This window comes from Hymenobacter psoromatis, from assembly GCF_020012125.1.
Taxonomy (GTDB): domain Bacteria; phylum Bacteroidota; class Bacteroidia; order Cytophagales; family Hymenobacteraceae; genus Hymenobacter; species Hymenobacter psoromatis.
On sequence record NZ_JAIFAG010000001.1, the window covers coordinates 3,670,939 to 3,692,799 of the forward strand.

Below are 21,861 nucleotides of genomic sequence, written 5' to 3' on the forward strand. Positions count from 1 at the left end.
TGTAACGAATCAGGCAGCGGGCTGGTAGTCGGCGCATACCTTACGCCCCGACTACCAGCCCGCTTGTGCCTATGAAAAAACTACTGTCTCTGCTGCTTTGGCTGCCTTTGCTAGGTTGCGCCCAAGCTCCCACCAATTGCGGCTGCGCCCAAAATTTTGTGGCGATGCGGCAATTAATTGAAACTAACTACTCCGGCTACCGCGACAAGGTAACGACCACCACCCGGCCTCGGCTCGACTCACTCACGGCCGCCATCCGGGCGCAGGCCGATACGGCGCACGCGGGCAATTGTGGGGTAGTGCTGTACAAGTGGCTGTTATTTTTTCACGATAAACACATGGCCTTGCAAAACAACAGCGCTTTGCGCCTGGATTCGGCAGCCATTCGGGCGCAGTACACCGCTACGGAGCGCCTGCCCTGGACGCGGGCCAGCTTCCGCCAGTACCTCAACGACCCGGCGCGGCCTAAGCAGCCGCTGGAAGGCATTTGGCTTGACGGGAGCGGCGGCGGCTACGTGGTAGGCATCGTGGCCTCGGGACCCGCTCAGTATAAAGGCTTTGTGCTGAAAGCCGATAGCCTGTACTGGCTGCCAGGGCAGGTGAAATTTGCGTTTGCCAACCCCGAGGCCGGCCCGGCTACCGCCCGCTACTATATGCGCGACCACAGCGTGGAAAACCGCCCGGTGCGTGTGGTGCGCGACGGGGAACTGAACATCAATGGGCCGTGGTACCGCACCTACCCCCGCCCGGTAGCCGTGCCGCCGGGGGCTGCCCCACTCAGCTTTCAAATGCTGGACGATACCACGGCCCTCTACCAAATTGGCTCGTTCGGCGACGAGTACCGCCCGCGCATTGACAGCATTACGAAGGCCAATGCCGCGAATCTGGCCCGCACGAAACTCCTGATTCTAGACGTGCGCAACAACGGCGGCGGCTCGGATGGCAGCTACCGCTCGCTCGCACCCTACCTCTATACCGGCCCGGTGCAGGAAACCGGAATTGAGTTATGGTCTACGGCCCTGAACAACAGCAAATACAGCGGCCAACTCTACCCCAACATGACCCCGCAGGAGAAAAAGAAATACGCTAACCGGCGCAAGAAGCTCGATGCCCGGCAGGGCCAGTTTGTTAATCCTGATGGCAAAAAAGAATTCTCGGTTTTTCGGGTGAAGCGGAGCCAGCAGCACCCCGCGTTAAAACGGGTAGCCGTGCTGCAAAACCGCTATTCGGGCAGCACCACCGAGCAGTTTTTGCTGCTGGCCCGCCAGAGCCAAAAAACGACGCTGTTTGGCGAAAATTCCTACGGCACGCTTGACTATTCCAACCTACAATTCGCGGAGCTACCCTGCTACAAACTGCGTCTGGGCTGGCCCACTTCCCGTAGCTTCCGGGTTAAGCGCGGCGAGATAATTGACAACGTGGGCATCGCGCCCACCGTGCGCCTCAACCCCGCCGCCCCCAACATGACAGAGCAGGTCCGCGCCTGGTACCGGATACGGAAATAAGCAACCGGGGGCTGGCTCTACCTTGCCAGCCGGACCCAGTGACTACCCGTAGTTTATGAAAAAGCTCCTCCTTCTACTACTGGCTGTCCTGCCAACCTTACCGGCCCACGCGCAGCACGCCGCCGAGCTGGCTACTCTAATGCAGCGCCACCAGGTGCCGGGAATGCAGCTTGTGTACACCCACGGCCCGCGCACGCAGACGTACAGCCTGGGCGTGCGCGAGGCCGGCACGAGCCAGCCCGTTATGGACGCTACTATCTTTGAGGCGGCTTCGCTGGGCAAGGAAATGCTGGCCTACGTGGCCCTGCGCCTGCTCGACCGCCACCTGCTCGACCTCGACAAGCCGCTGCTGCAATATGCTCCCTACCCCCGCCTGCAAGGCCAGGCGCGGGCCGCCCGCATCACGGCGCGCATGGTGCTGGCGCACACGGCCGGCCTGCCTAACTGGTCCCAGAACCCGACGAGCCCCGGCTGGGAAACCTCGGCCTTGGTCCTGAAATACGCCCCCGATAGCTGCTGGAACTACTCAGGCGAGGGCTACACGTTTTTACAGAAAACGCTGGAGCATATCACTGGCAAGCCGTGGGAAACACTGGCTACGGAAGAGATATTCAAGCCGCTCGGGCTGAAAAACAGCAGCTTTCAGTGGCGCGCGTCGTTTGCCAACGCGGCCAGTGCCGGCCACGATAGCGCGGGCAAACCTACCCCCATCGACCACTTTACGGAGCCCAACGCGGGGTTTACCCTCTACTCCACTGCCACCGACTATAGCCGGTTTTTGCAAGCACTGCGCACGGGCGAGGGCTTGCGGCCGGCCACTGCCCAACTGCTACGCACGCCCGCTACCCCGGCCGACCGGTGCGGGCAGCCCACCACCGCCACCGACCCCTACATTGCCTGGGCGTGCGGGGTAGGGCTGGCCACCACCAGCCGGGGGCTGGCGCAGTGGCAATGGGGTGATAACGGCAACTTCAAGGGATTCTTTATGACCCTGCCTGGCCAGCAAGAAAGCGTGTTGATTTTCACCAACAGCGCTAACGGACCTGAGCTGGTGGAGGAGGTGCTGACGCTGTTCTTCGGGGCGGGTGAGTACCGGGCCCCGCAGTGGCTGCGGGAATGAGCGGCTGACGGCCGGTTGCGTACCTTGCTCCTACCCCTCCTTTCCCGCCCATGCCTACCCGTTACCTCTTGCTGCTGGCCGCCTGGCTACTGGCTACCAGCGCCTTCGCCCAAAAAGCACTGACGCTCCGCTCGCCCGATGGGCAGCTGACGTACCGCCTGCGCCTCACGCCGCAAGCGCCGGAGTACGACGTAACCTTTCACGGCAAGCCCGTGGTAGAGGCGTCGCCGCTGGGGCTGGTGTTCCAGGCGGGCGGGGCCTGGGGCGCGGGGCTGACGCAGCTGAGCGCCCGCCAAACCGCGGTGGATGAGCACTATAGCCTGCCGGTGGGCAAGGCCAGCCGGGTGCGCAACCACTACCGGCAGCTGACCGTGGCCCTGCGCGAAAAAGCGGGGGTAGGGCGGCCGGTGAACCTGGTGGTGCGGGCCTACGACGACGGGCTGGCGTTCCGCTACGAGTTTCCCAAGTCGGAAAAGCAGACTGACTACGTACTAACCGATGAGAATTCGACCTTCCGGCTGGCCGGTAATCCCACAGTGCTAACGCTGTTTCGGGAAAATTATACGACCTCGCACGAGGGATTTTATAGTCGGCTGCCTTTGAGCAAAGTACGGGCCGACACCCTCATGGATATGCCCACGCTGTTTGAGTACCCCGGCGGGCCCTACCTGGCCATTACCGAGGCGGCGCTGCGCGACTACGCCAGTATGTACCTGGCTAAGCACGAAGGGGTTTTGATGAGCCGGCTCTCGCCGCTGCCGGGCCAGACGGCCGTGAAAGTGCGGGCCGCGCTGCCGCACCGCTCGCCCTGGCGGGTGCTGCTGCTGGGCCAGCGGGTAGGGACGCTGCTGGAGTCCAATATCATCACCAGCCTCAACGACCCGCCCACGCAGGATTTTAGCTGGCTGAAGCCGGGCAAGAGCGCCTTCCACTGGTGGAACGGCGATATCTCGCCCGATACCACGTTCGCGCCCGGCCGCAGCTTCGAGTTCAACCAGTATTACATTGATTTCTGCGCCAGCCACGGCATTGACTACCACACGGTTATCGGCTACGGCAACTCGGCGTGGTACCAGAACGACGGCGAGGGCTACTCCCCCGGCCCGCACACCGACATCACGAAGCCCGTGCCGGGGCTGGATATGCAGCGCATCGGCGACTATGCCAAAAGCAAGGGGGTAGGGCTGCGGGTGTGGGTGCACTGGCAGCCATTTTACGCGCAGCTGGATAAGGCGCTGGCGCAGTTTCAGACCTGGGGCGTGCAGGGCATGATGGTCGATTTTCTGGACCGCGACGACCAGCAGATGATTCAGATGCAGGAAGAAATGCTGCGCAAAGCCGCCGCGCACCACATCCACATTCAGTTTCACGGCGCGGCCAAGCCCACCGGCCTGTCGCGCACCTATCCCAATGAGCTGACCCGCGAGGGCACTTTCAACTACGAAAATAATAAGTGGGGACCGGCCATCACCCCCGACCACGACCTCAACATGCCCTTTACGCGGTTGCTGGCCGGGCCCACCGATTACCACCTGGGCGGCTTCCGGGCGGTGCCACCGGCGCAGTTTCGGGTGCAGTACACCCGGCCGCTGATGATTGGCACGCGCGCCCACATGCTGGCCATGTACGTGGTGCTGGAAAGCTACCTGGGCATGGTCTGCGACTATCCCGCCGCCTACGAGGGCCAGCCGGGCTTCGAGTTTATTCGGGCCCTACCCACCGTGTGGGACGAAACCCGCGTGCCGCTGGCCGAAGTATCGCAGTACGTGTGCATCGCCCGCCGCCAAGGGACGGATTGGTTCGTGGGCGCGCTCACCAACAGCCAGGCCCGCAGCCTTTCTTTGAAACTCGATTTCCTACCCCCCGGCCAGTACGAAGCCACCCTGTGGGCCGACGCCGCGGACGTGGCCACGGAGCCCAACCATTTGCTGAAGAAAACGCTGACCGTGAGCCGCGAAACTACGCTGCCGCTGGCGCTGGCGGCGGGCGGCGGGCAGGTGCTGACGCTGCGTCGGCTGCCGTAAAGGCCGTTGGGCGGGCTGAACAAACCGGTAGCCCGCCCAACTGGCCCTACCCCCCTACCGTCGGCTCACGGCCACCGAATTGCCCTGGTACGGCACCACGCGGGCGGTTTTCGCGGCCGGGCCGTCGCCCGCACCCTGGCCTTTGCTCACGAATACTACTTTGAAGCTACGCGCCGTGGCCATGCTGGGGTAGCGGCCCGCGCGGCGGCCGATGGTCAGCTGCTGGGTCTTCTCATTCCAGTGCAGCGGGATGGTGGCGTAGACTCCTTTTTCGTAATTGTAATTATCGTTTTCATCCTCGTAGAGCGTGAAATCGGCGTCGGCACCGGGGTAGATGCGCAGCTCCAGAGGAGCGGTGGTTTTTTGGGCGGCGTACTGCACCACCGGGCCGAGGGGCAGGATGGAGCCGGCCCGCACGTAGAGCGGCAGCACGTCAATCGGCGTGAGGCGCGTCACGGTCTGGCCGCCGGGTAGGCGCTCGCCGGTCCAGAAGTCGTACCAGGCGGTGCCGGCGGGCAGGTACTGGCTTTGCGTTTTGATGGTGCTGAAATCGAGCACGCCTGGCTTGTCGGCGGCCGGAGCGCGCTGGCTATACTGCGCCTCCGTCACGGGGTTTACAAGTAGGGCGGGGCCAAACATATACTGGTTATCAATGCCATATACTTTAGCATCGCGGGGAAAATCCATTGCCAGGCCGCGCATCAGGGTATAGCCTTGGTTGGTGACGCGCCACGACAGCGAGTAGAGGTAGGGCAGCATCCGGTAGCGCAGGCTCACGTAGCGGGCCTGCGCGTCGTAGGCCCAGTCGCCTTTATTGCCAAACTGATATATCTCGCGGGGCGTGTCGGTGCCGTGCGAGCGGAACAGCGGCGAGAACGCCCCGAACTGGAACCAGCGCACGTACAGCTCCCGAAACGCGGGGTCCGCCACACCGAGGGGGTAGGTTTTGCCCGTAAAAAAGCCCCCGATATCCGTGGTCCAGTACGGGATGCCGGCCAGGCAGAAGTTTAGGCCGCCCGAAATCTGCTTGCGCAGCACTTCCCAGCTGCCCTGAATATCGCCCGACCAGGTGGCGGCCGCGTAGCGCTGCTGCCCGGCAAAGGCCGAGCGCGTCAGAATGAATACGCGCTTGTCGGAGGTAGTAGCCCGCTGGTGGGTGTACACGCCCTTGATGTGTTCCAGCGGGAAGGCATTGCGCACGCTCTTGAAGCTGCCTAGCGCAGTTTGGGTCGAGTCCATCCGGCCCTCGCGGTCAAACTGCTCCGGCTCCGAGGCATCTAGCCACCAGGCATCTATACCCTTGGAAAACAGGTTTTTATTCAGGTAGCTCCAGTAAATGTCGCGGGCCTTGGGGTTGAAGGCATCGTAGACCCGCACCCCGCCGTCGGGCGGCCAGTTTTTGAAGTCGTACAGCAGATTATCCTGCTTCAATTGCTGAAAAATGGCCGTTTTATCGCCAAACGACGGCCATACCGATATCATCAGGTGGGCGTTGAGGGCGTGCACCTGGTCCACCATCTCCTTGGGTTTGGGGAAACCAGGGTTGCCAAACTCGGTGGAGTTCCAGTAGTGGTTGTCGGTGCCCCAGTACTGCCAGTCCTGCACGATATTATCGAGCGGCACGTTGCGGCGGCGGTATTCCTGCACCACGCCCAGCAGCTCATCCTGGCTTTTATAACGCTCGCGGCTCTGCCACAGGCCCAGCGCCCACTTGCCGAAGAGCGGAGCTGGCCCGGTGAGGTCGCGGTAGCCCGCCACCACCGCGTCGAGGGCGGGTCCGTACACGAAGTAGTAGTCGATATAATCACCTACCTCAGAGGCAAATGACGCGCCCGCCGCGTTGTCGCGGAAGGTGGTAGTCGAGTAATTATCCCACAACACGCCGTAGCCGGCCGTAGACACCAGAAAGGGGTTGGCCACAAACTGGTTAGTCTGGCGCAGCTTCACCTGGTGGCCGCGCCAGTTCATCACGCCATCCTGAAACTGACCCAGCCCGTACAGTCCCTCGCCCTGGCTAAGGGCGAAGCGCTGCCGCACCACGTGCGACGGCTTGCCTACGTCGAGGGTCGGGGTGAACAGCGAGTCGGCGGGCTCGGCCTCGCGCAGCAGCGACGCGCCCGCCAGGGTAGCGAAGCGCACGGTCCCGCTGCGCACATCCAGCACCACGCGCAGGCGGCTGGTCTTGATAGTCAGCTCGGTAGGGCTTTCGGTTACCTCAAACTTGGCCGCCACCTCGGGGATTTTAATAACCGACAGGCTGGTTTTCTGGAACTTAGCGCCCATTGGAGCACGCCACACACGCACCGTACCGGGCGCGTACACCTGAATTTCCAGATTAATCGTGCTGGTGTGCACACTTACGGCCTGCCCCCGCACCTGGTAAATCGGGTCGGCGGCCAGGGCTGGCTGCGTTAGGCTGCTCACGGCCAGCAGGCTGCCTACTACGAAAATATTGCGCATAAAAACCGCGCCGCCGGCAAAGGGTAGCCGGCCGCCACGCCGCTAAAGTAGGCCGTGCCCGACGACGAAAGCCACCTGCGGTAATTGGTCGCCGGTTTTAGATTATTTTCCACTGAAATACTACTACTTCGGCACGGCTGTCTGGCTTGGATTTGCCACCCGCGCCGACCTTTGTTTGCCCTATCACCCGTTTCTTCCGCCATAATGTTTTCCAAATCAGACTGCCACGCGGCCTGCCTCGCCTACGTGCACACCCGCCTCGCCGCGGCCCGCGCCGGCATGGCCGCCGCCCAGGAGTCCAGCAACTCCGAAACTAAGAGCAGCGCCGGCGACAAGTACGAAACCGGCCGCGCGATGGCTCAGCAGGAGCGCGACCGCCACGCCGCCCAGCTCCACGAGGCGCAAAATTTGCTGGCCGCACTGCAAAAAATAAATCCCGAGCTGGCCAGCGATGCCGTGCGCACCGGTGCGCTGGCCGCTACCAGCCTGGGGCTGTTCTACGTGAGCATCAGTGCGGGCCGGCTGCGCACGGCCGGGGGCCAGGAGTTTATGGCCGTGTCGGGGGCCGCGCCGCTGGCGGTGGCGCTGCACGGGCGGCGGGCGGGCGAGGAGGTTATCTTCAACGGCAAGCTGGTGCGGGTAGAGTTGGTAAGCTAACTGCTGGGCCAGACCCCGGCCGCCAGCTAGCCGTATGCAATGGCATGGAAACCATCCTTCGCCAGCTAGCCAACCTGCCCGCCCCCAAAACCACTACCCTGCAAAACGTAACCCGCTGCCTGCTCGGCAGCTTTATGGTAACGGCCGGCACGGGCCACCTCACCTTCGTGCGCCAGGATTTTCAGGCGCAGGTACCCGACTGGGTGCCTATGGATAAGGATACCGTGGTACTGCTCTCGGGCGTGGTCGAAATTGGCCTGGGGCTGGCGCTGCTATTTCTGAAAGGGAAAAACCGGGTGCGCATGGGCCTGGGGCTGGCGGCGTTTTACGTAGCTATTTTTCCGGGTAATATTCACCAGTACACGCAGCATATTTCCGCTTTCAACCTCGATACCGACGGCAAGCGGCTGGCTCGCTTATTCGGCCAGCCCGTGCTGATAGGCGTGGTGCTGTGGTCAACCGGGGCGCTCAAAGCGCTGCGCAAGAAGTAGCGCGCAGTTTTCACCTCGCGCTACTTCTCATTCTTCGCCACCACGAACATGCGGTCGCCAAAGCGGCCGGTGAGCTTATTAAGCCAGTACGTGGGGTACTGCGTGCCCAGCTTGGCGGCCTGCTCCAGCGGGTTGCCGCCCAGGCGGATATTAGCCGGCGCTTTTACCGGATTGAGCAAATCCACTACGGAGAAGCCGTTCTTAGCTAGTAGCTTGCGAATGGTGTTGGGCGTGAACTCATAGAGGTGGTAGGGCGGAATATCCATGCGGCGCTGGCGGCCTAGGGCCTGGTAGGCGGCAAAGCCCAGGCGCATACTCGGCAGGTTCGTCACGCTGGGTAGGGCCAGCACCAGTAGCCCGCCAGGGCTCAGGATGCGGCCAAACTTGCGGATGGCCGCCGCCGGCGACAGCAGGTGCTCCAGCACGTCGCCGAGGTAGGCCAGGTCGAACTGGTTTTCTTCAAAATCCTCGGTGGTTTCGATGTTGCCGGTCACCACGGGCAGGCCCAGCTCGCGGCGGGCGTAGTCGGCGGCGTGGGCCGATATTTCGAGGCCGTGGGTTTCCCAGCCCAGGCTTTGCAAGCTTTTGAGGGTGTAGCCAGGGCCGCAGCCCACCTCCAGGTACCGAAAGCGCCGGCCGGGGTAGTGCCGCTGCATATAGGTAGTGAATTTATCCTCCTTCACCCGGCTCAAATCCAGCGTTTTACCTTCTTCGATAAACGTTTTTTCCTTCTCGGTACGGTCGTAGTTGGGCCGGTCGGTGAAATACTCCTTGCCGTACAGCTTTTCGAGCTGCGCGGGCGTGGGCTGCGGGTCCAGAAACCCCAGGCCGCAGCTGGTGCAGCGCGTGCCTTGCAGCCGCTGGCCATCAAAGAGGTAGTAGAAGGGCAGGGGCCGGAAAGCGGTGCCGCCGCACAAGTCACAGGAACGCAAGGTATTCATTTAACAGGTAACATTTATCATTTAACAATCTACTAGAACGTCATGCTGAGCTTGTAGAACGTCATGCTTCGACAAGCTCAGCATGACGTTCTTTTTTTACCCTACCCCCCCTATTCCACTCAATGCCTGCAAAGGTCGCCTCGCCGAACCCAACCCAACCGCGCCTCGTTGGTTAAACACTGACTAATAACTGATACTTGTTGACTGATGATTGAAAAGGATGTTGTCGTGATTGGGGCCGGCCCCGTGGGCCTGGCCTGCGCCCTCGAAATTCAGCGCCAGGGCCTCACGGCGGCCGTCGTGGACAAGGGCGCGCTCGTGAACTCGCTGGTGGGCTACCCCACTAATATGGAGTTTTTCTCCACGCCCGAGCTACTCGAAATCGGCGGCCACCCTTTCCCGATGGCCAGCTACAAGCCCCACCGCGAAGACGCCCTCGACTACTACCAGCGCGTGGCCACGGCCGAAAAACTCGACCTGCGCCTTTATGAGCGCGTAACGGGCCTGCGTGGCGAGGCCGGCAATTTTGTGGTGGAAACCGATAAGGGTGAAATCGCCACCCGCGCCGTGGTCGTGGCCACCGGTTTCTTCGACGTGCCCAACCGGATGAATATTCCCGGCGAAAACCTGCCCCACGTCAATCATTACTACAAAGAGCCCTACGCCCACGCCGACCGCGACGTGGTGGTGGTAGGGGCCAAAAACTCGTCGGCGAAGGCGGCGCTGGCCCTTACCCGCGCCGGGGCGCGCGTGGCGCTGGTGGTGCGCGGCCCCGAAGTGTCGGAAAGCGTGAAATACTGGATTCGGCCCGACCTGCTCAACCGCATTAAGGAGGGCCGCATCAAGGCGTATTTCAATACCACCATCGATGCTTTCACGCCCGAGACGGTGGAAATTACTACCCCCGACGGCCCACGCAGCCTGCCCGCCGACTACGTGTACGCCCTCACCGGCTACCGGCCCGACTACACGCTGCTGACCGAGCAACTGGCCCTGCCGCTGAACGAAAGCGACCCGGCCCTACCCCCCATTTTTGACCCCGAAACCCACGAAACCGCTCGCCCCGGCGTGTACGTGGCCGGCACCGTGTGCGGCGGCCTGGCTACCAGCCGCTGGTTTATTGAGAATGGCCGCCACCACGCGCAATTGATTGCGCGGGCGCTGGTTGGTAAAATGGCGCTCGCGTAGGGTGCGGGGCTTGCGCCGCCCGGCGTTGAACGATACCGGCCCCGAACAACTCGCGCTGGGTTCGTTCAACGCTGCGCGGGGGCAAGCCCCGCCCCTACCCCCGGTTTTTCGCTACTTCGAACAGCACGATGCCAGCGGCTACGCCCACGTTGAGGCTCTTAATCTGGCCGCTCATGGGGATGCGCAGGCGCTGGTCGCAGAGGCGCAGCAGCTCGGGGGCGATGCCGTCTTCCTCCGAGCCTACAAGCACGGCAATGGGGCCGCTGAGGCTGGCGGGTGCCGACTGGCCGAGGTCGGCATCGGCCTTTTCGGTGCAGGCGACGATGGTCAGGCCGCTGTCTTTCAAGAAATTAATGGTCTGCCTCAGGTCAGACTCGCGGCACACGGGCAGAATATTGAGCGCGCCGGCCGAAGTTTTTACGGCGTCGCCGTTGATTTGGGCCGCGCCGTGGGCGGGCACTACCAGAGCCTGCACGCCCAGGCACTCGGCGGTGCGGGCAATGGCCCCGAAGTTGCGCACGTCCGTCACGCGGTCCAGTAGCAGGATAAACGGCACCTTGCCGTCCTCAAACAAGCCGGCCAGCAGCGTGTCGAGCGGCGCAAAATCGATGGGCGACACGAAGGCGACCGCGCCCTGATGGTTCTTGCGGGTCAGGTTTTCCAGCTTCTCGATGGGCACGTAGGACACGGGCACGCCCGCCGTGCGGGCCAGGTCCGAGATGTCCTGCGTGAGCGAGTTTTTGGTGCCGCGCAGTAGGAAAACCCGGTCCAGGGTGCGGCCCGCGTTCAGTGCTTCCAGAATGGGGCGCAGGCCGAAGAGCATGTCGATGCTGCGGTCGGCGGCCGGGCGGGTGTTGTGCTCCTTGTAGGGCGTGGCGTTGCGGTCGCGGCTGGGCGTTACCTGGCGGCCCTGGTCATCGTAAAACGGGCGCTGCGGGCGGGCGCGGTTGGCCCCGTCGCCACTGGCCGGGCGGCGGTCGTTGCGCTCGCCGCGGGGGGTAGGGCGCTCGCCGCCCTCAGCCCCTTCGCGAAAGCGACGCGGCACGTAATCATCGCTGAACCCGTCGGTTAGCGGGCGTTCGTCGTTCTTCTCCATTGTTCTACGGCGGCATACCAGAGCGTTTCGTACTCGGGCCGGCGCACCAGTTCGTAATTATCAGGAGCTAAGGTACTAGGGCGGGGGCGGAAGGTGAAAGTCACGGGCTCGCCCCGGCTGCCGGCTGCATCGTAGCGCCAGCGCTCGGTACCGTCGGGCAGGCGGCGCACGCTGGGGGGCGGCCCCAGCACCACGTAGAGCAAGCCGCGGTCGGTGAGCCAGCCAGCCTTGTGCCCGCTAAACAGCTCATTAGCCGCGGTTACGTGGCTATAATACTCCCGGATTTTCGTGCGGGCGCGGGCCTGGTCGCCACCCGTCGCATCCAGCCAGAAGCGGTCGATGGCCCGCTTGGGTTCGGGCGCTTTCAGCAGGGCCCGGCGCTCGGTGGCGGTGGTGAGGTAAAGCAGCGGCTCAATGACTTCGGGCGCGGTGCTTTGACCTGGAAAGCTGGCCGGCACCACCAGCAGCGGCACCGTGCGCACGACCTCGCCACCCGCGCCGCCCACCTTCAGCGCGTAGAGGCCGGTAGCGCGCAGGCGCAGCAGCTGGTTGGGAGCCGTGGGCGCAGCCGACGAGTCGAGCACCGCCAGCCGGCGCGGGGCGGCCACCTGGCTGCGCGGGTCGGTGAAGGGGGGTAGGGCCGCCGTGCCGGTGGGGTAGCGCCGCCAGCGCACCGGCTGTGCCAGCCCAAACTCGGCCACCGCTACCCCCTCGCCCGCGTTCAGATACGGATGGTCGAGCACCAGCCCGGCCGAGTCGAGCAGCACGAAAGGCCGGGCGAGTACTTCCGGCGTGAGGTGCAGCCAAGCCGTGGTGGCGGGGTTTTGGTCGGCCGTGGGTTGGTTGGTAAGCACGGGCTGGTCGAGGCTGACTTGCAGCACCGCGCCGGCTGGCAGGCGGGCAGCGGCCACGGCCGCCGTGAGCACCTGCACCGGGGCCTTGGAATCGGAGCCGGGGTAGGGCCGGGCGGCGCGCACTTCCTGCCACAGCGGCTCTTTGGCCTCGTAGCCGGCCCAGCCCGTGAGGCGCAGCGCGGGCGCGGCGGAACCAGGCACGGCAGCTCGGTGGTTGATAAAAATGCGGAGACTATCACCCTCGCGGCGCAGCACCGGCAGGAGCTGGTCGGGCACCGGGCGGTAGAGGCCCGCAAAATCGGGGGTAGGGAGTTGGCGCGGGGCGGTGGCTAGGCTGGCTAAGCCAGCCAGCAGCATTCCCGCCCAAAACTTAGCCCCCGGCCCGCCGTAAATTGCCTTTCTTTTCTGATAACTCATGGGCTACACGCTTTCGCTGCTGGTTTTTTTCTTACTTGTACGGTACGTGCTGCCCCAGGTATTGCGGGCGGTGCTCGGCGGCTTCGTGCGGCAGCAGGTGCACAAGGCGCAGCAGGGCGGCTTCTACCCCCCCGGCGGCAACCCAATGGGTGGCAATCCGATGGGTGGCGGCTACCACCAGCAGGCACAGCAAGCCCAGCAAAAGCCGCCTACCAAGCCCGGCGAGGTGCGCGTCGAGTACGTGCCACCCACCGTTGAAGATAAACGCAAACACGAATTTCGCGGCGGCGAGTATGTAGATTATGAAGAAGTCTGAACCGCGGATTCTTGCGGATTTTTCGGATTAATCAAATTTTGGGGACTATTCGCTTAGCGTCAAGAAGTCGAAGCAAAAAGGCTACCTCTTCAGGTAGCCTTTTTTATAAAGTTCCAGCAAGCTATGAGGCTGCAAATTGTGAATCGTCCCCAAAATCCGACTAATCCGAAAAATCCGCAGCAATCCGTGGTCAGAAACCCAGGCCAACTCTTAGTCCCGCGCCGGCGCGCTGCCCGCTTTGCAGCCCGGTGTAAAAATCTACCCGCATGATTTTGAGGATGTGCTCCACGCCCGCGCCCAGTTCCAGGTACTGCCCAATCTGGGCCGTGTGCAGGTAATTGAGCGAGATGACTTCCTGCCACTTTAGTGCGCGCAGCAACGGGACTTTATTGAAAATGAAGCCGTTGAAATGATGATTAAAATGCCCCTCGAAGTAGCTGGCGCGGGTGCTGTACTGGTAATAATCGAGTAGCTGAAACTGCGCAAAATCGGCCGCTAGCAGGGTGCGGTTGCCCGAGAAGTGGTGGTAGTCGGCAAAGGTCAGGCCCTCCTGCTTGCCCACGAAGCCACCCACCGTGGCCGAAGCCGCCGAGGTGCCCAGCAGCCCAAACTGGTGCGCATAGCGCACCGAACCCTGCAGCAGCAGGTAGCGCACGTCGGCCCCCAGCAGGTGCGGCACGGCCAGCCGGCCCTGCACGTTGAAGGTGGGCCACTTCGAGCCCAGATTAAACTTGATATCGGGCCGCGTGATGTAGCGCTGGCCGGGCCGGTAGCTCAGGCTCAGGCCCAGCACGGCGGCGTTGCTGCGGCCGAAGGCGGTGGCATTGTCGGGCGCTTCGTCGGCCACTGGCTGGTTGGGCGTAAAGGCCCGGCCCGGCACATCGTGCCAGAGGTAGTCGGCGGTATTAAAGAGCTGCGTGCGCCGAAAATAGCTGGCCGCGCCGCGCACCGTGAGGCCGTTGGCCGGCTCCCAGAGGTAATTGATTTCGGCCCCCTCGCGGCGGTAGAGCTTGGCGTAATTCTTATTCGCCAGCAGCGAATACAACGAGTTGATGAAAGGCGTGAGCTGCGAATTGCGGTCAAAATTCTCGATAGTGCGGCCCGCCACCAGCCCCAGCTGGCTCAGCTGCTGCGGGTGCAGCTGCCAGGTCAGGGCTAGGCTGGGCTGCAGCTGGTGGTTGCTGAAGCCGTAGCGCAGGGTAGGCGTCAGGCTCACGAAGCGGCGGTCGGCGGTGCGCTGCGTGAAAGTGGCCTCCGCGTTCAGCACATAGCCCTCTACCGTGTTGTATTGCAGCTCGTTGAAGATGGGCTGCACCGCGAAGGTGCGCTTGGCGAAGGTGTTGCTATAGGTGTAGCCGGTGAGTAGCAGCTTGCCCACGCCCAGCTCGTTGCGCTTGCGGTCGAGCGAGTCCTGGTAGGGCCGCGAGTTGCGGATGACCTCGCTGCTGTCTTTGCGGTGATAATCAACCTTTTCCTCCTCCGTCAGCGGCACCGGGCGCACCTGGCTCCAGTAGGTGGTGTCGCGCTCGTTCACGCCTTTTTCCACCAACTGCACTTGGCCGCGCTTCATTTGAGAGAGGGGGTCGTTGCGCAGCGAATCGCGTTGCGCCTGCTTCACTTGCTGGCGCACCTGCTTGCTCAGGCCGCGCAGGTTGGGCTTTTCGCGCTTAATCTGGCGAGTCAGCTCCTTGGTGGTGACCGGGGCGATAATGGGTGCCTGGTTGCTGGTTGCTGGTTGACTGCCCGCTCCAACTCTTACCTCTTCATTCTTGACTTTTAACTCAGTAGGCGGCGCGGGGTAAGTGGGCACCACGCGGTTATAGTCCGAGAAAACAGCCGTGATGAAGCCCGTGCCTTTGAAGCCTAGGGCCGAGAAATCGACTGCCAGCTTTTGCGACTGGATAACCCAGGCCCAGGGCGCGCCGGGGGCGGGCGCAAACAGCTGCTCAATGTGCAGGTCGTCCACGTAGTCGAGCTGAGCATCTTTATTGAGGTGCAAATCCACAGAGTGCAGCCGCCACGAGCCATCCACGACGTAGAGGAAGCCCGAAAAAACCGGGTCGGAGCGGCGGCGCGGAATAACCCGGATTTTGTGCACCAACTCACCGTTTTGCTGGCTGCTGCCCACCAGCTCGTACTGGTAAAAAAGCAACGCGTTGGCAGCAATCGGCGACACGAAGCCGCGCTCCGAAAAGCCCGATTTTACCAGGTTATTGTAAAAGCTGAGGCCCCGGCCCGCACTGGCCCGATTGAAGCTAATGCCGTGCGAGTCGCCGCTTACCCGGCTCGACAGCATCCGCTCCTTCACCACGTCGGGCTGGGTAAAGGCAATTTCCGACAAGCTTTCGGAGAGGTAAAAAATGCCCGGCTTGAGGTCCGGGCCCACTTTCACGAGCCCGAAAATCTTGCTCGGCGTTTCGCTCAGCCGCCCCAGGCTTTTGATGTAGATGCGGGCCCGGAAGGCCGCCACCTCGCGCTGGTGGTAGGCGCGCCACTGCTGCGCGTGCTGAATGATGGCGTAGGCCGGGTCACGGTCGGTCCCACGCACCGTCACTTCGGTGAGGCTGTAGGCCTCGGGTGCCAGCGCAATGTTACAAGTCAGCGTGGAGTCGCCGGCCGGCACGCGCACGATTTCGGTGCGCGGCTTATAGCCTACGTACTGAAAAACAAGCTGATACGTGCCGCCCGCCAGCCGCAGCTGATACTGGCCCTGCTCATTGGAGCCCGTGCTGGTGGCCGAGCCGCGCACCGCCACGTTGGCGAAGGGCAAGCCAGTGCCGTCGGGCCCGCTCACCTTGCCCCGGATGGTGCCGGCCTGCGCCCCCAGCGTTGCCATCAGCCCTAAAATAACCAGGTAATAAAACGATGCGCGCGCGATAATTGGCATAACCTAACGTATTTCCAAAGTAACGGGCAAGATAGGCCCGCCGCCGGCTAGGTATGGGTTGTAGAGACACGACCCTTCGCGGCTCTTAGCACGTGAACGCTTATTCAGCGAAAAGGACACGAAGAGTCGCATCTCTACGGGCCGGGGGGTAGGGCCGGGAAAAATCAGGACTTTTCCCGGCCCTGGCGGGCCGTATACCAGGCGTTCAGCCCTACCCCCAGCAGCACCAGCGCAATACCGGGGTAGACCTGGGGCCTAATCTTTTCACCAAAAACAAAGTAGCCCAGCGCGATGCCGTAGAGCAGGCCCAGGTAATCGAGGGCCGCCAGGTGGTTGGCGGCGTGGGCCCGGAAGGCCTGCGTAAGGCACCAGAGCGCCACGTGCGTGAAGCTGCCCGCCAGCGCCAGCCAGGCCCAATCGGTGCCGTGCGGCAGCTTCAGGTCAAACAGCATCCAGACCGAGGCGATGGCCAGCGGCACCACGTTGAAGTAGAAAACCGGCACCAGCGGCGCGAGCTTATCGCCTATCCGCCGCAAGAAAACGCTGCTCAGGCCCGACGATACCGCCGCCCCTACCCCCAGCAGCACGCCCGCCGACAGTAGCCCCGCCGTGCCCTTAGCCACCACCACGCCCGCCACCGCCAGGCCGTAAAATAACCACTGCCAGGGCTTTAGCGGCTCGCCCACCAGCCAGATGGCGGCCACCGCCGTTATTACCGGGGCCAGGAAGCTGAGCGTAACAGCCCCACCCAAGGGTAGCACCTTGAGGGCTAGAAAGCCCAGCACCAGCGAGCCGGCCCCGAAAATGCCGCGCCCCAGCAGGTTGAAGCGCGCCGCCGGTGGCCCCCACACCGCCACGCCCGTGCGCCGCAGCTGCCACACCGTGAGACTGAGCGAGATAAAGCAGCGCGCGAAAATAATTTCAGCCGTGGGCACGTCGGCAAGCTTCTTCACAGCCACGTTGACCGTGGCCAGCAGGGCCGTGGAGGCCAGCATAAAAAGAATTCCGGGCGAGACGCGCATACGGGGTAAAAACGGGGGGTAGGCCCGGCGCGGGGGCACATTTGGAGCTCGCCGGCCGTTAGCTAGGAGCCGGCGAGCTGCCTCTACAACGGGCCGGCCGGGGCTTCGTTCCCGTATTTTGCCGCGGCCCCCTCTCCTACCCATGTTCAAAGACCCCACTAAAGCGCCCAAAAACTACACGCCCGGCGAGGCGCTGCCCAAAATCGCGGCCTACTGCGCCTACCAGGAGCGTACCCAGAAGGAGGTCGAAGAAAAATTGAAAAGCTACGGCCTCGACGAGGACGACGCGGGCGAAATCATTATCCGCCTCAGCCGCGAAAAGCTGCTTGATGAGGAGCGCTACGCTCAGGCCTACGCCCGCGGCAAGCACCGCACCAATGGCTGGGGTAGGCGCCGCATTCGCCTCGAACTCAAGGCTAAAGGCCTCAGTGAGTACTGCCTTCAGAGCGGGATGAAAGAACTGGAAAACGACGAGTACTATGAAAAGCTCAAGCAGCTGCTGGGCCAGCGCGACGCCCGCGAAAAAGAAACCCACCCGCTAAAGCGCAAAATGAAGCTCATGGCCTACCTCACCCAGAAAGGCTACGAGTCGGATTTGATTCAGGAAGCGCTGGGCGAGCTGAATGATAGTAAGTAAGCACGAGCAAGCAGGCTAGCAAACCCGCTGAAAATACTGCTATCTATTTCGGAGCTGACCGCCGGCTAGACGAAAACATGTTGGTACCCGAATTGGTAGTACTGCCGGGCTATATCAGTCCGTCTTTTACCCTTTTCGTTCGCCCTTCAAGGCGTCATTTATGAAAATTCTGCAAGTTATTTCCAGCCCCCGTGGTGGGGCTTCGTTCAGCAAGAAGCTGGGCCTGGGTATCATTGAGAAGCTCCAAGCCGCCAACCCTGGCAGCACCGTGCAAGTGCGCGACCTGGCTACTCACCCCTTCCCACACCTGGAAGAAGCTAAACTGAATGCACTGTTTACGCCGGTTGAGAAGCGCACGCCCGAGCAGCACGAAGCCGCTAAGCACTCCGACGACGCCATTGCGGAAGTAATGGCTGCCGACGTACTCGTAGTGGAAGCCCCGCTCTACAACTTTGGCATTCCTTCTACGCTTAAAGCCTGGATTGACCACATCGTACGCGCCGGCAAAACGTTCAATTATGTGAATGGCCGGCCCGAGGGTTTGGTGAAAAATAAAAAAGTATACATCGCGGTGGCAAGCGGCGGTGTGTATTCCGAAGGACCGATGGTCAGCTACGACTTCGTGGCTCCTTACCTGAAAACCGTGTTCGGCTTCCTGGGCCTGACCGATATGGAGGTAGTGCGGGTAGAAGGCACCTCCATGCCCGGCGTGCAGGACACGGCCCTCGAAAAAGCGCTGGCCAGCGTGCATATTGGCGCGGCCGCCACGGCCTAGCCAAACGACCGCAACCCTGGCCCGGACAATTACGTTAGCACTAATTGAATTAGCAATCAATTCGTACTCACATGAAAATCTCCGTTGAAAAAGGCCAGGACAAAGGTTTCCTGCCCGATGGCCGCCACACCGTCACCATCACCAGCATTGAGGAAGGCACCAGCGAGCACCAGAACGTGCCGTTTTTTGCCGCTCACCTGGAAAGTGAAGATGGCTACGTAGACCAGCGCTTCTACAACTCGCCGGCCGGCCACCCCATCATCCTTTCGTTGTATTCGGCCGTGGGCATTAAGCCCCAGGAGGGCAAAGACCTAGATACCAAGCAACTGCTTGGCAAGCATTTGTCAATAGAAGTAAGCGACCACAGCTACGCCGACCCCGCTACCGGCAACGAGCGCACCATCCGCCAGGCCACCGGCTTCCGCGCCGCGTAGGGGGGTAGGGTTTATTCGGTAAAAAAACGTCATGCTGACAATAGAAAGCATGACGTTTTTTTTGTAAAAGCCACCGGCTACAGCTTGCGTTGGGCCGCCGGGGCCACCAGCCGTTGCCCGATGATAACGCGCCGCCCGGTGAGCGTATGCAGCAGGGGTACCAGAATCTGCTGCGCGTTACGCTGCGTTTCGGTCAGGATACCCGCTTGCAGGGCCGAGCGGCGCACCTGCGCTTCGGCATAGCGGTAGGCTTCATCCACCAGCGTGCCGTCGTCAAAAAAACCGTTTGTGGTGCTAAAAACCCGGCTTTGGCTGTGGTTAACCTGGAAGCCACACAGCTCGGGGTCGGGCAGGATGAGGCGCACTACGGAGTCGCCCTCCAGGGTCACATCCTGAGAGCGGATTTTGCGCAAGTCGAGGCAGCCCACGGCCTCGCCACCCACGATAAGCGCTGCCTTGGCATCGGGCAGAAAAGGATATTTGGCCGTGCGCTTATACTCCACCACGTCCTTGAAGCGGTAGCGCACTAACTCCAGCTTGCCGAGCGCTTCCACCTGAGTCAGCACCGTGTTGTGGGTCACCGTCACCCGCGGCTCGCGCGGAGCCAGCGGATTAAAACCGGCTAGCGCGGGACTAATTTTACGCCACAAAAACACGCCTAGCGCTACAAGAACAAGTAAGGGAAACAGGCGGCGGACAAGGCGAGGCAACATAAAAAAGTGAGCAAATCGCCAGCTTGGGGCCGGCCTACGGTTGAGGTAAGGAGGCATACCCCAAATGCGGGGCTGGGGTTCAGTGCACGTAGCTTTGAAGCGTGTTAAGCCAACTATCAAGCCTCACTTTTAAGCCCGCCCGCCGCCTCTGGTCCTACCACTGCTGGCTATTGCTAGGGTTGTGGCTGCTGGTGCAGGCGGCCTTTTTGGTGAAGTTTCACGGCCCCCATTACGCCAACGACAGCGCCCGTTACCTGGGCTACGCCACCAACCTGGCCCAGCACGGCTACTACCGCCTGGAGCCCAGCGAGGGTAGGTTAGCTGATGACTTTCAGTATGTTCACAATCAGCGCTACATTCTCTACCCCTGGTACCAGAGCGTGTGGCTGCGGCTGCACGCCGGCTGGTGGGGCATCGTGCTGGGGCAAATCGCCGTCTCGGGGCTGGCGGCGGCCGCGCTCTATGCGGCCGTGCGGCGCTTGGCGGGGGGTAGGCGCGGCGCAGCCGCGCTGGCCACGGGCCTATTCGTGCTATGGCCCGACGTGCAGCAGTTCAACTGCTACTTGCTCACCGAGTCGCTGTTTATCAGCCTATCAGTGTTTTCATTTTGGGCCTTGGTGCGAGTGCGCGGCGGCGGCGGGCGAGCCTGGGTAGTGCTGATTGGTTGCCTGCTGCTCACGGCGCTGGTGCGGCCCAATGGATTCGTGGTGGCCGCCGCCGCTGGGCTGGCCGGGCTGGCGGCGCTCTACACGACACGGCGGCGGTTATTTTGGGGGCTTATCGGGGCCGGCGTGCTGGCCGCGCCGCTGGCAGTGTGGTGGCTCAACTACCAGCTGGTCAGCTTTTTTATTGTGGAAACCTACATGCGCGGCGAGCTGATGTTTGCTACCCCCGTGTGGGCCATTCACCCGAGCGCGCCGCTAGTACTGCCGCCCGCAGGCATCGGACAAATGTCGCGGGTGCTCTACTTCGCCGCCCACAATCCCGGCTTCCTGGCCCAACTAATGCTAGGCAAGTTTCTCGTATTTTTCAGCAGCATCAAGCCATACTATTCGCTGATTCACAGACTAGTGAGCGTTTTTATGTTGTGGCCGCTCTACTACTTAGCGGTGCGCGGTACCCGCCGCGCGGCGGCGTGGCAGCCGGCGCGGGCATTCCTGGCGGCCGTACCGCTGCTGCAAGCCGCCATCGTCATGCTCACCGTGGACGATTACGACGTGCGCTTCCTGGCCCCGGTACTGCCCTTTGTTTTCGTGCTGGCAGCTTTGCAAGTAACAGTGAGCACTAAACAGTGAGCAGTTAAATCAAAATTACTCATTGCTCACTATGAAAACCCCGCCCAGGCTTGCAGGCCGCCAGTGTGTACGGCTACCACAGTGCTGCCCGGCGCGAAATGCCCCTTCTCAATTAAATCCAGCACACCAAATAGTAGCTTACCGGTATAAATCGGGTCGAGCAATACTCCATAATCGGTCTCGAACTGCTGAATAAACCCCCGTAGCTCGGTCGGCAGCTTAGCGTAGCCGCCGAAGTGGTAGCCCGTGTGCAGCTCATAGCGGCCGCCCACGCAGCCCGTGGCCGCCAACAGCTCATCTACCTCAGTGCGCAGAAAATCAGCGCCTTTGAGCGCGGCCATACTCACGGCGCGGGCGGGGTAGGCGGCTTCGGCCAGGCCCAGCGTGAGGCCGGCCAGCGTGCCGCCGGTGCCCGCCGCCACGGCCACCGCGTCAAAGTCAGTGTGCTGGCGCAGCTCGCCAATCAGCTCGGCTACGCCGCGCAGCGCCAGGGTGTTCGTTCCGCCCTCGGGCAGAGGGTAGGCGGGGCCGAACTGGCGCTGCATCTCGGCCAGGAACTCAGGCTCGGCTCGGCGGCGGTAGGTGGTGCGGTCGAGGTAGTGCAGCCGCATGCCGTCGGCCACGCAGCGGGTTAGCGTGGGGTTGAGGGGTAGGCGCTCTTCACCGCGCACCAAGCCGATGGTTTCAAAATTATAAAGCCGGCCGGCGGTGGCCACGGCGGCTAGGTGGTTGGAGTACGCCCCGCCGAAGGTGAGTAGCTTGGTTTGGCCTTCGGCCTTGGCCTGCAAGAGGTTGTATTTTAGCTTGCGGGCTTTGTTGCCGGGTAGGGCGGGGTTCAGCAGGTCATCGCGCCAGAGTAGCAGCCGCACGCCGCGTCGCTCAGCGGCGGGGTGCGGGATGGGCGTTAAAAAATCGTTTGTCATTGCGAGCGCAACGAAGTGGAGCGCGGCAATCCTTCCTTGCCGCTTGAGTTATTGGGCTAATCCGTGCGAACGTGCGGAAAGATTGCCGCGCTCCACTTCGTTGCGC

Annotated in this window: 19 protein-coding genes; 11 read left to right on the forward strand and 8 right to left on the reverse strand. The window is 62.3% G+C overall.

From position 1 onward, the window contains the following. The first annotated feature begins 71 nt into the window (after positions 1–71). Genes LC531_RS15830 through LC531_RS15840 form a run of 3 tightly spaced genes read left to right on the forward strand, consistent with a single transcriptional unit; the run spans position 72 to position 4,649 of the window. Entirely contained in the window at positions 72–1,505 is a 1,434-nt protein-coding gene (locus tag LC531_RS15830) for a S41 family peptidase (RefSeq protein WP_223651953.1), read from the forward strand. 55 nt (positions 1,506–1,560) lie between these two features. Beyond that, positions 1,561–2,625 (forward strand): serine hydrolase domain-containing protein, encoded by a 1,065-nt coding sequence (locus LC531_RS15835; RefSeq protein ID WP_223651955.1) that lies wholly within the window; start codon positions 1,561–1,563, stop codon positions 2,623–2,625. A 50-nt stretch (positions 2,626–2,675) separates the two neighbouring features. Then, on the forward strand, positions 2,676–4,649 hold the full coding sequence (locus tag LC531_RS15840; RefSeq protein ID WP_223651956.1) for a glycoside hydrolase family 97 protein: 1,974 nt from the start codon (positions 2,676–2,678) through the stop codon (positions 4,647–4,649). A gap of 54 nt (positions 4,650–4,703) precedes the next feature. Here the strand turns inward: LC531_RS15840 and LC531_RS15845 are convergent, their stop codons facing one another. After that, positions 4,704–7,109, reverse strand: coding sequence for a glycoside hydrolase family 31 protein (locus LC531_RS15845; protein ID WP_223651957.1), 2,406 nt, complete (start codon positions 7,107–7,109; stop codon positions 4,704–4,706). A gap of 204 nt (positions 7,110–7,313) precedes the next feature. On the opposite strand from LC531_RS15845, the gene LC531_RS15850 reads away from it, so the two are divergent. Both LC531_RS15850 and LC531_RS15855 read left to right on the forward strand, forming a co-directional pair. After that, positions 7,314–7,766 (forward strand): 3-oxoacyl-ACP synthase, encoded by a 453-nt coding sequence (locus tag LC531_RS15850; protein ID WP_223651958.1) that lies wholly within the window; start codon positions 7,314–7,316, stop codon positions 7,764–7,766. Between the two features lie 44 nt (positions 7,767–7,810). Further along, positions 7,811–8,257: a DoxX family protein gene (locus tag LC531_RS15855; RefSeq protein WP_223651960.1), complete on the forward strand. Its 447-nt coding sequence runs from the start codon at positions 7,811–7,813 to the stop codon at positions 8,255–8,257. Positions 8,258–8,277: 20 nt separating this feature from the next. Here LC531_RS15855 and LC531_RS15860 read toward each other — a convergent pair whose 3' ends face one another. Then, positions 8,278–9,198: a class I SAM-dependent methyltransferase gene (locus LC531_RS15860; RefSeq protein ID WP_223651961.1), complete on the reverse strand. Its 921-nt coding sequence runs from the start codon at positions 9,196–9,198 to the stop codon at positions 8,278–8,280. Between the two features lie 207 nt (positions 9,199–9,405). Between LC531_RS15860 and LC531_RS15865 the strand changes: the two genes are divergently transcribed. Then, entirely contained in the window at positions 9,406–10,386 is a 981-nt protein-coding gene (locus tag LC531_RS15865; RefSeq protein ID WP_223651963.1) for a YpdA family putative bacillithiol disulfide reductase, read from the forward strand. Positions 10,387–10,480: 94 nt separating this feature from the next. Here the strand turns inward: LC531_RS15865 and rlmB are convergent, their stop codons facing one another. Further along, positions 10,481–11,482, reverse strand: coding sequence for a 23S rRNA (guanosine(2251)-2'-O)-methyltransferase RlmB (rlmB, locus tag LC531_RS15870; protein ID WP_223651966.1), 1,002 nt, complete (start codon positions 11,480–11,482; stop codon positions 10,481–10,483). Then, a complete protein-coding gene (locus LC531_RS15875; protein WP_223651968.1) occupies positions 11,455–12,753 on the reverse strand; it encodes a GWxTD domain-containing protein in 1,299 nt (432 codons plus the stop codon). The genes rlmB and LC531_RS15875 overlap by 28 nt, the downstream gene beginning before the upstream one ends. Here LC531_RS15875 and LC531_RS15880 point away from each other — a divergent pair. Continuing rightward, on the forward strand, positions 12,752–13,069 hold the full coding sequence (locus tag LC531_RS15880; protein ID WP_223651970.1) for a DUF4834 family protein: 318 nt from the start codon (positions 12,752–12,754) through the stop codon (positions 13,067–13,069). The two genes, LC531_RS15875 and LC531_RS15880, sit on opposite strands and share 2 nt — an antisense overlap. Positions 13,070–13,259: 190 nt before the next feature. On the opposite strand, the gene LC531_RS15885 is transcribed toward LC531_RS15880, so the two are convergent. Together LC531_RS15885 and LC531_RS15890 are read right to left on the reverse strand one after the other, a co-directional pair. Beyond that, positions 13,260–15,956, reverse strand: coding sequence for a DUF5686 and carboxypeptidase regulatory-like domain-containing protein (locus LC531_RS15885; protein WP_223651971.1), 2,697 nt, complete (start codon positions 15,954–15,956; stop codon positions 13,260–13,262). A gap of 164 nt (positions 15,957–16,120) precedes the next feature. Then, positions 16,121–16,978 (reverse strand): DMT family transporter, encoded by an 858-nt coding sequence (locus tag LC531_RS15890; RefSeq protein WP_223651972.1) that lies wholly within the window; start codon positions 16,976–16,978, stop codon positions 16,121–16,123. A 142-nt stretch (positions 16,979–17,120) separates the two neighbouring features. Between LC531_RS15890 and LC531_RS15895 the strand changes: the two genes are divergently transcribed. The 3 genes from LC531_RS15895 (at position 17,121) to LC531_RS15905 (ending at position 18,824) form a co-directional block, all read left to right on the forward strand. Then, entirely contained in the window at positions 17,121–17,615 is a 495-nt protein-coding gene (locus LC531_RS15895) for a regulatory protein RecX (RefSeq protein WP_223651973.1), read from the forward strand. 160 nt (positions 17,616–17,775) lie between these two features. After that, a complete protein-coding gene (locus LC531_RS15900) occupies positions 17,776–18,390 on the forward strand; it encodes an FMN-dependent NADH-azoreductase (protein ID WP_223651974.1) in 615 nt (204 codons plus the stop codon). 71 nt (positions 18,391–18,461) lie between these two features. Continuing rightward, complete coding sequence (locus tag LC531_RS15905; RefSeq protein WP_223651975.1) at positions 18,462–18,824, forward strand: hypothetical protein; 363 nt, start codon at positions 18,462–18,464, stop codon at positions 18,822–18,824. A 77-nt stretch (positions 18,825–18,901) separates the two neighbouring features. Here LC531_RS15905 and LC531_RS15910 read toward each other — a convergent pair whose 3' ends face one another. Next, on the reverse strand, positions 18,902–19,537 hold the full coding sequence (locus tag LC531_RS15910) for a DUF4230 domain-containing protein (RefSeq protein ID WP_223651976.1): 636 nt from the start codon (positions 19,535–19,537) through the stop codon (positions 18,902–18,904). A 101-nt stretch (positions 19,538–19,638) separates the two neighbouring features. On the opposite strand from LC531_RS15910, the gene LC531_RS15915 reads away from it, so the two are divergent. Continuing rightward, a complete protein-coding gene (locus LC531_RS15915; RefSeq protein ID WP_223651977.1) occupies positions 19,639–20,832 on the forward strand; it encodes a hypothetical protein in 1,194 nt (397 codons plus the stop codon). A gap of 29 nt (positions 20,833–20,861) precedes the next feature. Here the strand turns inward: LC531_RS15915 and LC531_RS15920 are convergent, their stop codons facing one another. Further along, positions 20,862–21,755 (reverse strand): 1-aminocyclopropane-1-carboxylate deaminase/D-cysteine desulfhydrase, encoded by an 894-nt coding sequence (locus LC531_RS15920; RefSeq protein ID WP_223651978.1) that lies wholly within the window; start codon positions 21,753–21,755, stop codon positions 20,862–20,864. Positions 21,756–21,861 lie beyond the last annotated feature (106 nt).

Coding starts and splice junctions, on each gene's coding strand:
- LC531_RS15830 (WP_223651953.1), top strand. CDS start 72: ATGAAAAAACTACTGTCTCTGCTGCTTTGGCTGCCTTTGCTAGGTTGC.
- LC531_RS15905 (WP_223651975.1), top strand. CDS start 18,462: ATGAAAATCTCCGTTGAAAAAGGCCAGGACAAAGGTTTCCTGCCCGAT.
- LC531_RS15885 (WP_223651971.1), bottom strand. CDS start 15,956: ATGCCAATTATCGCGCGCGCATCGTTTTATTACCTGGTTATTTTAGGG.
- LC531_RS15865 (WP_223651963.1), top strand. CDS start 9,406: ATGATTGAAAAGGATGTTGTCGTGATTGGGGCCGGCCCCGTGGGCCTG.
- LC531_RS15860 (WP_223651961.1), bottom strand. CDS start 9,198: ATGAATACCTTGCGTTCCTGTGACTTGTGCGGCGGCACCGCTTTCCGG.
- LC531_RS15890 (WP_223651972.1), bottom strand. CDS start 16,978: ATGCGCGTCTCGCCCGGAATTCTTTTTATGCTGGCCTCCACGGCCCTG.
- LC531_RS15850 (WP_223651958.1), top strand. CDS start 7,314: ATGTTTTCCAAATCAGACTGCCACGCGGCCTGCCTCGCCTACGTGCAC.
- LC531_RS15835 (WP_223651955.1), top strand. CDS start 1,561: ATGAAAAAGCTCCTCCTTCTACTACTGGCTGTCCTGCCAACCTTACCG.
- LC531_RS15845 (WP_223651957.1), bottom strand. CDS start 7,109: ATGCGCAATATTTTCGTAGTAGGCAGCCTGCTGGCCGTGAGCAGCCTA.
- LC531_RS15875 (WP_223651968.1), bottom strand. CDS start 12,753: ATGAGTTATCAGAAAAGAAAGGCAATTTACGGCGGGCCGGGGGCTAAG.
- LC531_RS15920 (WP_223651978.1), bottom strand. CDS start 21,755: ATGACAAACGATTTTTTAACGCCCATCCCGCACCCCGCCGCTGAGCGA.
- rlmB (WP_223651966.1), bottom strand. CDS start 11,482: ATGGAGAAGAACGACGAACGCCCGCTAACCGACGGGTTCAGCGATGAT.
- LC531_RS15880 (WP_223651970.1), top strand. CDS start 12,752: ATGGGCTACACGCTTTCGCTGCTGGTTTTTTTCTTACTTGTACGGTAC.
- LC531_RS15910 (WP_223651976.1), bottom strand. CDS start 19,537: ATGTTGCCTCGCCTTGTCCGCCGCCTGTTTCCCTTACTTGTTCTTGTA.
- LC531_RS15840 (WP_223651956.1), top strand. CDS start 2,676: ATGCCTACCCGTTACCTCTTGCTGCTGGCCGCCTGGCTACTGGCTACC.
- LC531_RS15900 (WP_223651974.1), top strand. CDS start 17,776: ATGAAAATTCTGCAAGTTATTTCCAGCCCCCGTGGTGGGGCTTCGTTC.
- LC531_RS15895 (WP_223651973.1), top strand. CDS start 17,121: ATGTTCAAAGACCCCACTAAAGCGCCCAAAAACTACACGCCCGGCGAG.
- LC531_RS15855 (WP_223651960.1), top strand. CDS start 7,811: ATGGAAACCATCCTTCGCCAGCTAGCCAACCTGCCCGCCCCCAAAACC.